11 protein-coding genes are annotated in these 11,660 nt (G+C 56.6%); 6 read left to right on the top strand and 5 right to left on the bottom strand.

The features are described 5' to 3' along the window. Positions 1 to 13 precede the first annotated feature (13 nt). Positions 14 to 367: a helix-turn-helix domain-containing protein gene (locus tag AC13RC_RS32560; protein ID WP_095436095.1), complete on the top strand. Its 354-nt coding sequence runs from the start codon at positions 14 to 16 to the stop codon at positions 365 to 367. A gap of 69 nt (positions 368 to 436) precedes the next feature. Here AC13RC_RS32560 and AC13RC_RS32565 read toward each other — a convergent pair whose 3' ends face one another. The 5 genes from AC13RC_RS32565 to AC13RC_RS32585 form a co-directional block, all read right to left on the bottom strand. Next, positions 437 to 1,189, bottom strand: coding sequence for a winged helix-turn-helix transcriptional regulator (locus tag AC13RC_RS32565; protein WP_488559643.1), 753 nt, complete (start codon positions 1,187 to 1,189; stop codon positions 437 to 439). A gap of 49 nt (positions 1,190 to 1,238) precedes the next feature. Then, the gene (gene fabG, locus AC13RC_RS32570; protein ID WP_488559644.1) at positions 1,239 to 2,012 is read right to left on the bottom strand and encodes a 3-oxoacyl-ACP reductase FabG; all 774 of its coding nucleotides are present in this window, start codon (positions 2,010 to 2,012) and stop codon (positions 1,239 to 1,241) included. Further along, positions 2,009 to 3,721 carry an acetolactate synthase catalytic subunit gene (locus AC13RC_RS32575; protein ID WP_488559645.1) on the bottom strand — a complete coding sequence of 571 codons (1,713 nt, stop codon included), beginning with the start codon at positions 3,719 to 3,721 and terminating at the stop codon, positions 2,009 to 2,011. The genes fabG and AC13RC_RS32575 overlap by 4 nt, the downstream gene beginning before the upstream one ends. After that, positions 3,718 to 5,079 carry an aspartate aminotransferase family protein gene (locus tag AC13RC_RS32580; RefSeq protein ID WP_488559646.1) on the bottom strand — a complete coding sequence of 454 codons (1,362 nt, stop codon included), beginning with the start codon at positions 5,077 to 5,079 and terminating at the stop codon, positions 3,718 to 3,720. Before AC13RC_RS32580 ends, AC13RC_RS32575 begins: the two co-directional genes overlap by 4 nt. Before the next feature lie 97 nt (positions 5,080 to 5,176). Further along, positions 5,177 to 5,881, bottom strand: a complete 705-nt coding sequence (locus AC13RC_RS32585) for a GntR family transcriptional regulator (protein WP_069611473.1) — start codon at positions 5,879 to 5,881, stop codon at positions 5,177 to 5,179. A 229-nt stretch (positions 5,882 to 6,110) separates the two neighbouring features. Between AC13RC_RS32585 and AC13RC_RS32590 the strand changes: the two genes are divergently transcribed. From AC13RC_RS32590 to AC13RC_RS32610, 5 genes are all read left to right on the top strand, one after another. Beyond that, positions 6,111 to 7,217 carry an ABC transporter ATP-binding protein gene (locus AC13RC_RS32590; protein WP_488559647.1) on the top strand — a complete coding sequence of 369 codons (1,107 nt, stop codon included), beginning with the start codon at positions 6,111 to 6,113 and terminating at the stop codon, positions 7,215 to 7,217. A 3-nt stretch (positions 7,218 to 7,220) separates the two neighbouring features. After that, entirely contained in the window at positions 7,221 to 8,120 is a 900-nt protein-coding gene (locus AC13RC_RS32595; RefSeq protein WP_488559648.1) for an ABC transporter permease, read from the top strand. A gap of 73 nt (positions 8,121 to 8,193) precedes the next feature. Continuing rightward, a complete protein-coding gene (locus tag AC13RC_RS32600) occupies positions 8,194 to 8,970 on the top strand; it encodes an ABC transporter permease (RefSeq protein WP_113389743.1) in 777 nt (258 codons plus the stop codon). An 84-nt stretch (positions 8,971 to 9,054) separates the two neighbouring features. Continuing rightward, entirely contained in the window at positions 9,055 to 10,086 is a 1,032-nt protein-coding gene (locus AC13RC_RS32605; protein WP_488559650.1) for an ABC transporter substrate-binding protein, read from the top strand. A gap of 521 nt (positions 10,087 to 10,607) precedes the next feature. After that, complete coding sequence (locus AC13RC_RS32610) at positions 10,608 to 11,507, top strand: nucleotidyltransferase and HEPN domain-containing protein (protein ID WP_488559649.1); 900 nt, start codon at positions 10,608 to 10,610, stop codon at positions 11,505 to 11,507. Positions 11,508 to 11,660: the final 153 nt, after the last annotated feature.

Raw genomic sequence — 11,660 nt, forward strand, 5'->3', positions numbered from 1 at the left:
TGCAGTTAAAAAGATGACAAGTACCCTAACCACGCAGTGGCACAGTCTTTCGTTCGCAGCCTTCATCCTGCATGAGATCATGGATAATCCGCAGGAGGACGAGACACCGCAATCGCGGCTGAAACAGGTCGGTATGATGAGTGTTCTCTACATCATGAACCAAGCTCACCAGGCGCTAACTATCTCGAATATAGTCGAAATTACAAAGCTCACGCGCATGGGCGTGACGGAGACGATCGAGCCACTGGTGAAACGTGGGATCCTGACGGAGACGTTCGTGAAGAATTCCATGGGGCGCGGCAAGGCCCGGCAATTTGAGATCGCGCCGGAGATTTTCGAGAAGCTACGGAGCTTTCAAGCGCGGTGAATGACCATCTCAGCGGCCGAATCAAACTGTATTGAAAGAATCAATAAAATCCGGATGCAAACAAAGCGGCTATGCTGATGTGCTTGAATTGCTCTTTCGCGGGCCCCGTGGCTTGAACACATAGCCAGCTGCATGGACGGTGCGAATGGCAGCACTACATCCGGGCAACTCCCCGAGTGCCTTGCGGAGGCGGCCAACGTGAACATCCACCGTTCGCGGCGCGACTTCGGCGGAAGCCGGCCAAGCCGAAGCAATCAGTTCGAAACGGCTGCAGAGCTGCCCTTCCCTCTTCATTAGATGACGTAGAATATTGAACTCGATGGGTGGCAGCGCAAGGTCGCGACCGTTGCAATGTATTCGGCGACTGTCGACGTCGACTTCCAAGTCGGCAGAAGCCAGCGAGGCAATCCCTTTTGAGTTGGCCGTTTCCATAGCCTGTCCCGCCGCCTGTCTGAGAGATGTCAGCAACTTCTCCGGAGAAAGCGGTCTGAACAGGCAGTCATCAACACCGGCTTGCAGCAAGGCCAGGTGAAGCGGCTGCGCTTCGCTTCGCAAGAGCGCAATCAGGCGGACGTGGTTGTCATATGTTGTGGATCGTTTGATTTCGCCGCATATGGAAACGGCATCCTTGGCTTCTTGAGTGCAATCGAAAAGGACTGCACACGGTAAGCGGTTCGCGCAGGAAGCCAGAACATCCTCGGCGCTGCAAGCCAAAGAGGGAACAAAGCCTTCCGTCTTCAGGATATAGCTAAACGGCAGGAACAGCTCTGCATCGCAGGTCCAGATAATGACTTCGTTGCAGGCCGCCACTTCGAGCTTCACTGCCGCATCGGAGCGCTTGAAGTTGGACCCGCTGGACCGTTGTACGGCTCTAGGCTGGCGCATATTCGCCACCGTTGATATCGAGGATGGCACCATTCACGAAACCCGCCTCCTCCGACGCCAGGAAGGCAATGGCAGCGGCGATGTCCTCCGGCGTTCCCAGTCTGGCGGAAGGAATGCGTGTAATCGCCTCCCGATTGACCGGCGTATTGGTATCGCCAGTCAAGGGCGTCAAGATCCTGCCAGGCGCCACGAGATTAACGGTTATACCGAAAGGACCACACGACCCGACAAGCGCTCGCATCAGCCCGGCCAGTGCTGCCTTGCTGGCGGCGTAAGCGCCACCGGCGATACGAGGGCGTGTGCGTCCGGCGAGCGATCCGATCAAAATGATGCGTCCGAACCCCGCCTGCCGCATTCCCCTGAGGACTGCCTGACAACATAACATGGCGCCGGTCAGATTAACGGCCAGCACTTCGTTCCATTCTTCCAGCCCGATATCCTCGAACGGCCGAGCGCCAGCAAGGCCCTTCGGCGATATCCCGGCGTTACAGACGAGAATTTCAGCATCTCCCCAGGTGGATGAAAGCTCTTCGAAGAAATTGGTAACAGCCACAGGATCAGACAGATCGACAACTCGGCCCAAGATCCGTCCAGATCCGAACTCCGCGGATAGCAAGGTAATTGCGTCAGTCACAGTTTTAGCGCTGTGACTGAAGACGGCGACGCAATGCCCCGCCGCCAATAACTTTCGCGCCGTCGCCAATCCGATACCGCTCGTCCCTCCTGTCACGACGGCGATGCGAGACGGCTCTGGCATCATGCAGCCTCATCCAAGCCGGCAAACAAGGACAACGCCGGATGAGCCTCAGGATCTGTCATGACCTCGATAAACAGCGGCCCCTTGCCTGCCAGTCCACCTTGCAGATGCGCCGTGAGCTCGGCTGGATCCTCAACGCGCACTGCCTGGCATCCGCAGGCTTGAGCGATCTGCACATGATCGACAGGCGCGAAATGGCACGCCGATGTGAAGCGCCCGAACTTCACCATCTCGGCATCCCGTTGGAAACCGAGGATTCCGTTGTTGAGAAGGATGATGGTTATGGGAAGATCGGAACGAACCATCGTTTCCATCTCCGCCCAGCTATGGGCGAACCCGCCGTCGCCAATGATGGCGACCACCGGATGCTCGGGCCTCGCTGCCTTTGCGCCAAGAGCCAGAGGCAGGCCCCATCCCAGTCCCGCAAGACCGCGCGGCGTCAGGAACCGCATTCCTGAAGTAAGCGATCGCAATTGGCCGACGACCCACATCGATGAATAGCTTGCATCCGCAACGACGGTCGTCTGCGGTGTCAATGACGCCTGCAGTTCTGCCATGATGCGCTCCGGGCGGATCGGCGAGGCGGTAGCATGCATGAGCTGATGCCGATCCTCATCGAACCGCCGCCAGCACTCGGCTATACGGTCACTAATAGCAGTCCGTTGGTCCCGACGTGGGGATAAATCTTGCCCGTTCAGGGCATGAACAAGCTCTCTGAGCGTCTCGCGCGCATCCCCGACCAGGCGCAGCGCTTGATAATTGCGCCCGATCTCCTGGGGATCGACATCAATGTGGATCACCTGAGCACCAGCAGGAATTTGCCGCCAGCTATCCGTGCCATTCTGATTGGTTCGGGTTCCAATCAAAATGACAAGGTCTGCGTCACCGACTAGAGCAGCCGTATGGTGCCCGAGTGACCTGGGACCCACGAGTGATCCCAACACGCCTGCCGAAAGCGGATGATACTCATTGACCGCGCCCTTGCCCATGTTGGTGGTCAAAATTGGGAGTACAGCCAGATCCTGCAGCGCGGCAAGTTCATGGCAGGCATCGCTGCCGAGGACACCGCCGCCCGCGATTACAACGGGATTGCGGGCATTCGCGATCAACTCCGCTGCCCTTTGCAAACTCGCGCGATCAGGGGACGACCGATCAAGCGGCCAATGGCCAAGATTCAGAGATCGTGATTGGGTTTTGACAGTGAGCTCCGAACGCAGCAGATCGGCAGGCAGCAGCAAAGCGACCGGCCCGGGTCGACCCGAGGCAGCAGCAGTGAAGGCGGCATCGACATAGTCCTCGATTCGCTCAGGGACCATGACCCTGCGCACCCATTTCGTGCAGGATTGGAAGAGCGCAATATGGTCGAGCTCCTGGAACGCGTTCCGATCCATCTGATCACGCTCGACCTCCTGCACAAGTGCTACGATCGGAACGCTCGCCTTCAGCGCTTCGGCCATGGGTGGAACCAGCAGCGTGGCAGCAGGACCATTCTGGGCAGCCACCACGCCGATCTTCCCGGATCGTCGCGCATAGCCATCGGCCATGGCGCCGCCCATATTTTCCTGCCGGTAAGCGACCTGACGAATGCCTGCCGCTTCAGCAGCGAGGATGAGCGCTGATGGGAGGCTCTGGGCAAATATATGGGTGACGTCGTGGCGCACCAGCGAGCGAGCCAGGCATTCGGCGACAGTTTCTATAGACATCGAGGTCATACGGTTGCTCCAGCAAAATCGGCTTCGTAGGTTTCGAGGAAATCGCCGAAGACTTCGACGATCAAATCAAGATCGGTATCCGTCATCGCCGTGGAGAGGCAGGCGGCGGCCCCAAAGGGCAGGAGGATATCGAGCTGACGGAAATGGCTTGTTAGATTGGTCATCCAACTGTTCTGTTCTGGTGTCGGAAAAGCCTGCCGATAGTCACGGGGCACCTGCCGCTTGGGGTGGATGCGAAAAAGCGAAGCCGAACCCGTAACGATAAATGGCGCGTTGTGACGCGCGATCGCGGCAGAAAGACCGTCGCGCACACGCGCACCCATTTCATCAAGACGCTTGAAGCTTGCCGAGGTCAGTGCCTCCATCGCCACCCTTCCTGCGACCATTGACACCGGATTGGCCGAAAAGGTACCGCCCTGTGGGACCGCTGGCCTCGCGCCTGAGCTTGCGAACACCGCCATCACCTCCTTGCGACCACCAACCGCGCCGACTGGGAAGCCGCCGCCGATAATCTTCCCGGCGGCGATAAGATCCGGCACCAGCCCGAAACGCGCCGATGCACCGCGATATCCCTGACGCAGATTCAGCACTTCATCGGCTACGACGAGAACGCCATATTGTCGGGCCAGATCGGAAATGGCTTCGATGAAGGCTGGCTCAGGAGCGAGCAAACCTGCCCTGCTCGGCATGGGATCCATCAGGATGCAAGCAAGGTCGCCACCAGACGCGGCCATCCTTCGCTCCAGTCCTTCGACATCATTGAAACGGATCACATCGACCTCTTCGGCAACACTTTGCGGCGCACCGATATAAGAGGTCGTGGATGCGGGGGCGTCCGCGGGGCCCCAGGATGCGGGCGACGCGCCTTGGCTTACCTCGGCCCAATCATAGGCACCGTGATAGGCTCCTTCGACGCGGGCAATGCGCGACCGCCCGGTGAAGGCGCGGGCCGCCTTGATAGCGAACATGACGGCCTCGGTGCCGCTATTGACGAAGCGGATCTGCTCGATCGCGGGAATGCGCTGCACGAGCAATTCCGCCAATCCCAGCTCGTGCTCCGTTGGATTGGAAAAACAGGTTCCTTTCTGCAGCAGATCTGCGATCGCGTCGGCGACGGGTAAATAGCCGTGACCATGGATCAGCGTTGTGAAATTGTTATTGAGGTCAAGGAGCCGATTGCCGTCCACATCAACCAGATAGGCACCCTCACCACGGGAAATATACGTCGGCAGAGGATCGCGCTCGATGGTGACGCGCGTGGTTCCATCGGGAAACACGATCTGCCCTCGCTCGAAGAAATATTGCGAGCGCGATCTGAGCGCTGCGCGCCGAAATGATGGAAAATCCTGATGAAGCATGCCTTGCCCTCTCTATGTCGAGATGCGCGTTCGCACCCCGTTCACATTTTTGTTGCAACAAAAAAACACGGAGAGAAGGAAAGTGCAACATAATTATTCAGCGACGAGAGAGATTCCTTTGATCGTGGTCAGCGGTGATTTTTTTCATCTGGCGAAATCCATCACGAATGTCGTTCTCGATGGCGGCTCGGGCGGCCGCGGCATCCTTGTCAACGAGCGCCTCTATTGCGGCACGATGGTTGCGAGCACCGTGGCGGGTCTCGGAAAATTCTGGGTAGAGGCCATTAAATGACGCACCAACCCGCAGCCACAGGGTCTCGATCGTCTGCAAAAGATAGGGCATACCGCTCAAACGGTAGATCGCAAAATGGAACTCCTTATTATGCCAGAGGGCGTCAAAATAACGCTTTTCGTCTAGTGCGGCGTCAATTTTCGCCTGAAGTAGCTCCAGTTCTTCGATCGTCGCCTCGCTTGCAGCCTTGACGGACAGCGCCGCCGCAAGCCCTTCCAGGGCTAGGCGCATCTGCGTGATCTCCTCGAGATCCGACAATCTTAAGTGAGGAACGATAACGGTTTTCGGGCCGGAATAAATGAGCGCGCCATCGATCACCAGGCGGTTAATAGCATCACGAGCGGGCGTCGTGCTGACATCCAGCATTTCCGAAACCGCACGGATCGTGAGCTTATCTCCGGGAGAAAAAGCACCCCGGATCAGTCGCTCCTTCATGTTGCCATACGCCATTTCGCCCAAGCGATTGGGCTGATGTCGGTGATATCCTTCGTCTTCCGAGGCGATTTCCATTGAAAATTTCTCCAATTTCCTTTGACAAACGTTCATTTTGTTGCAACAAAAATGAAAAGCGACGTGCTTGCAAACATTATGTGACATTAAAAGTCATACCACGTTCGCAAATTTCCGTCTTCCCAAAGTTCAATTCGGGGGCCGGACCAGAAGCCAAGCGATCGGTGAGTGAGTTGCAGCGCCGGCGCAAACGACAACGTTCATAAGGACAAAAATAAGGAGAGGGACTTTGATTGGTGAAGCACTTACCCTGCAAGGGCTTGAAAAGCGATATGACACGTCGCTTGCCGTGGATGGCATTTCGCTTGCCATCCGGGCAGGTGAATTCCTGTCGATTCTTGGTCCTTCGGGCTCTGGCAAGACGACGCTACTAACGATGATTGCGGGCTTCGAGAGCCCGAGCAACGGCCAGATCATGATCGGCCGGCGCGACGTTACCTATGTGGCACCAAACAGGCGCAACATCGGTATGGTATTCCAGCGCTATGCGCTTTTTCCGCATTTGACGGTGGCGGCCAACATCGCTTTTCCGTTGCGCATGCGCCGAATGGACAAAGATCTCATCAGCCGCAAGGTGGAGGCGGTACTAGCGCAGGTACATCTCGATGGCTATGGCGATCGATATCCCCATCAACTCTCTGGAGGTCAGCAGCAACGCGTCGCCGTCGCTCGGGCAATCGTCTTCGAGCCACCTGTTCTCTTGATGGACGAACCCCTTGGCGCCCTCGACAAGAAACTGCGCGAGGCGCTGCAATTGGAAATCAAGAGCTTGCAGCAACGCCTTGGTGCGACCGTCGTCTATGTGACGCATGATCAGGAGGAAGCACTCACCATGTCTGATCGCATTGCGGTGGTGGCAGAAGGCCGGCTGGCTCAAGTGGGATCGCCGCTCGATCTTTATCGTTCGCCCGCCTCAGCCTTTGTCGGAGACTTCATAGGTCGCATGAACTTTCTCGACGGCGAATATCTTGGTCAAGATAACGGGAAGTACATGGTGCGGCCAAAAGGCGGCAATGTCGTTGCAACGGCGGCTGCCGAAGACGAGGCCAGTCCCTTTGCCCCTCGCCAAGCTGTCAGTATCGCAGTTCGCCCCGAACGGTTGTCGCTAGCCCCTCATGGTCGCGATCGCGGCGCCATTCTGACGGGCACCATAGATGCAACTGTTTTCGCCGGTTCGTTTTTCCTCTTCTTCGTACGAACCCAGAACAGCGATGACCGCCTCCTCCAGATCCAGATGCCCGTCGGAAATGTAGCGGCAGGCCTTCATGAGGGAGACTTGGTTGACGTCATCCCAGAAGCGAACGCCTTGCGGCTGTTTGCAAAAGCGGAGGTCTAATCCGTGGCATCATCCTTCGCGAGACAATCAACCGGCACTTTCCGCAGTTGGATCCTCACGGGATCGAGCCAGCATTATTCACCACTATTGGCCATCTTGCTGATCCTGCCACTGCTCCTCCTCTTGGCAGGAGGCTTCGTCTATCCGGTGCTTAGGCTTATAGGCATCAGCCTTTCCGGGGAAGCCCCGCTTGCTCCCTACCAACGTGTGTTCGACAGTCCACTTTATATTCAGGTCCTGCTCAGAACCTTCCGCATCGCAGCGATCGTAACCGTTGCCTGTTTTGCAATCGGATATCCGACCGCCTATGCGATCGCGCGCATGCGCGGCAAGTGGGTAAAGCTCGGAACGGCATGCTTGTTCATTCCGCTATGGACTTCGGTGCTTGTCCGCTCCTATGCGTGGATCGTACTGCTGGGTCGCAACGGCATCATCAACGACGGGCTGATCCAGCTCGGTATTATCTCAACGCCGCTGAAAATGCTCTATACGGAGGGCGCTGTCATTCTCGCGATGACGCATGTGCTGATGCCCTTCATGATCCTGCCGATCCATTCGGCCTTGCGTTCGGTGCCGAGCGCGTATGAGCAAGCGGCACGAAATCTCGGCGCCAGCCGGATCGTCGCCTTCTGGCGCGTGACCTTTCCACTCAGCCTCTCGGGCGTCTTCGCCGGCTGTGTGATCTGTTTCATTCTTGCCATCGGATTTTACATCACCCCCGCCCTTGTCGGTGGACCCGGCGCGCTGATGATGGCGACCCTGATCGGTCAGCAGACGATCGTCCTTCTGGATTGGCCATTTGCGGCCGCCCTGTCAGTCATCCTGCTCACCGCGACGTTGCTGCTGGTGCTGCTCTTTCGCCGCGCGCTTTCTTTCAGCAAAGGTTTGAACAGTGTCCATTGAATCTGAATCCTTTACGCAGCGATTGGCAACACCATCGTCTGAGGTCCGCCAGTATCGTTCGGTCTGGCCATGGATGGCACGACGTACATCCAATCTGATGATCGCGGCGGTGCTGTTCTTTCTCATCCTTCCGACGCTGCTGGTGATACCGTTGGCACTCAACGACGCCTCCTATATCACCTTCCCACCGCAGGGACTGACCCTACGCTGGTTCGAGGCGTATCTGTCCGATGTCGACTGGCTGCGCTCGACCATTTTCAGCTTGCAGATCGCCGCACTAACCACCGTGGTAGCGACGGTCATCGGGACGATGGCGGCGGTTGCTCTTGTACGTGGCAAACTACCGGGTAAGGCACTGCTGCAGGCCCTCTGCCTTGGGCCGATGATCGTGCCGGCAATTGTCTTCGGTGTGGCGCTCTATCTGGTCTTCTCACCTTTGCAACTCACCGGGAATCTGACGGGATTCGTCCTTGCCCATTCGGTGCTGGCGGTGCCTTTTGTCGTCATCATCGTTTCCGCAGCGCTGGAAAGAATGGACCCGCTGTTGGAACTGGCAGCCTTGAGCTGCGGAGCGGGGCGGCTCAGAGCCTTCTTTGCCGTGACACTTCCAAATCTGGCGCCGGCCGTCGCGACCGCCGCGGTCTTTGCTTTCCTGACCTCCTTCGATGAAGCGACCGTGGCATTCTTCATCTCTGATACCGGCGGGAAGACGATTAGCCGGAAAATGTTCGAGGATATCGATTTCAACCTGACGCCTGTCATTGCCGCCGTCTCGGTCATCGTGGTTGCCGTTTCGCTGCTTTTGATGGGTTCCATACATCTCCTGAACAGCCGCCGGGAGCAGCAATAGCGGCAAAAACACCCGCCGCAGGCGGGACATAAGAGGGAAACATTGATGACAATAAGAGCAGCCATCCGGCGGAGCGGCATTGCTATGCTTTGCGCAGCCATTCTTCTGGGAGAAACGCCCAAACCAGCACTTGCCAGCGAGCAGGTGGTGATCGCCACGACTGGCGGCGCCTATGATGCGGCGCTACGCAAATGGTGGTTCAAGCCGTTCACCGCCAAGACCGGTATCCAGGTCGTTTCCGTGGCGGCGACCAACGCCGAGATGCGCGCCAAGGCGACCGCGATGGTGAAAACCGGCAATGTCAGCTGGGATCTCTACCCCGATGGAGAAATCCAGGTGAGTTCAGAGGATCATCTAGCGATTTCCGAACCGCTTGACAGTTTTTGCACACAGTTCAAGGATCGCCAGGATCTGGTTCCCGATGCCTGCATCCCAGCCGGCGTGCGGCTGTTTTCGACAGCCACATTGATGGCCTACGATCCGCAGGCCTTCAAAGGCAACCAGCCCGTGACCTGGGCGGATATGTGGGATACTTCGAAGTTTCCGGGCGGACGCTCGTTTCCGAATTTCGACGATCCGTGGCGCGTCATGGCGGCTGCCCTTTTGGCAGATGGTGTCAAACGCGAGAACCTCTTTCCGCTCGACCTCGATCGTGCGCTCAAGAAACTTGACGCATTGCGGCCGTCCATCTCGCTTTGGTGGAAAACCGGAGATCAGAGCGTCCAGGGATTCCGTGAGAAGGATTACAGCATCGGACAGATTTGGCTAACGAGGGCCAGCGCGCTCAAGGCAGAAGGACGTTCAATCGCCTGGTCGAACAAGGCGGCATTTCTGGTAGGCGATCGTCTCACGGTTATCAAAGGGGCGCCCAATCGCGACAATGCTCTGAAGCTCATCGCCTTCTGGTTGGACTCGCCAGAGATCCAGGCCAAGGTTTGCGAGGCATTGCTTTGCACGCCACCAAGCAGCGCAGCGATTATGATGATGCCGCAAGCAGTTCGCGACCAGATGCCGAGCGCCGAAGACGTGCGCGACAGTATCGTCATCCCCGATGCCAAATGGATCAACGAGCATGCCTCAGAGCTATTGGAGCGCTGGAACAACTGGGTTCGCTAAGGCAGGATGACGACCTGAAAACATTGTGCATGATCATGCGGTGCCACGACGTTTGGAAGATGAGTATTTAGCGATCGTTCATTGAATGAACGCTTGACGCCGACACACCCCAATACACCTCCGTAGAAGGTCCGCCTGCGAGTATAAATGCTTGGAGCTGGGCGGGCCTCTCTTTCCCAATCACACCTCGCAAAGATATAGAAATTGCCCCTTTGTCGCGCACCGCAATCTTCTCGTTCGGGATCTGTGTCCATCGGTGGCATGTAATGAGATGAGTCACCAACCTTAATGCCCTAAAGTCAGGCTTGACTTCTCAGTCGCAATAAAGAACATAAAGGGAACGCGTGGAGTTTATAGTAATCTATGCCAAGCAAGTTATCGAGTGGGTGCCATCGAATCCAAGCTCGATCTAAGGGCTGAGGCCTCCGCCACGCCATACGGCTGGCATAAATTGGATATGGGACTGGCATTGCAACCGGATCGTACCTACAACTGGAATCATAAGAAAGGGTCCGCTCTTCATGAAGTTCAGCCTCGATCATCTACCGGAACGTAAACGGCTCGAATTATCGCGAATTGTAGAAATCGTGCATGAGGAATTCGAGGATGCGCTGAAGGAAGGCACGGCCGATTTCAAGAAGAAGGGCCGTATCCTCAAGATAATTCTCTTCGGTTCCTATGCTCGTGGGGACTGGGTAGATGAAGAACATACTAGCAAAGGCTATAAGTCTGACTACGATCTGCTAGTAATCGTTAACAATCGTAAGCTTACCGACTTTGGCTCATACTGGCGCAAGGCGGCCGACCGTTTTCCCCGTATCGTCAAGCCGCCAGTCAGCCTGAACGTGCATTCGCTCCGCGAAGTCAACACGGCACTGAAGTTGGGCAAATATTTCTTCAGCGAGATCCGTCGCGACGGAATCGTTCTTTATGAACTCGACGATGAGGAACTCGCCGAGCCAAAGCCCCTCACACCCGCCGATGCCCTTCGTGCCGCACAAGGACATTTTGATGAACGATATTCTTTTGCAACGGCGTTGATGGATGGCATCAATCTCTTTGTGAAGAAAGGGCACTTTAAACACGCCGCCTTTCTTCTTCATCAAGCGATCGAGCATAGCTACTCAGCTATGCTACTGACATTGACGAACTATAGCCCTGCTTCGCACAACCTTAACCACCTGAAGACGCTTGCCGAAGGTCGCGATCAGCGGCTTGCAGAAATCTGGCCACAAGATCGCCAACGCTATACAGCCTGGTTCAACATCATCAACCAAGCCTACGTGAAATCCCGTTATTCCGAGCATTTCAAGATCACAGAGGAAGCCCTCATCTGGCTTGTCGAACGCACGGACCCGCTCCAGCACTTGGTAAGCGCAATTTGCGAGGAGCATATCGAAAAGCTGCGGAAAAAGCTCTGAGCAGCGAAGGCAAGCGCTTCTCGACGTTCTTTGACGCCGACAGCAATCTCACAGCCTTTCTTCAGTCAGTTGGCACTTATCGGATCACCATCCGCCGTCGCTCCGCCACCTCGGAAACTCCCCTCTATCCGTACTCTCATCGCTTAGGCTGTG

It is taken from the genome of Martinezella sp. CNPSo 3890 (assembly GCF_057784455.1).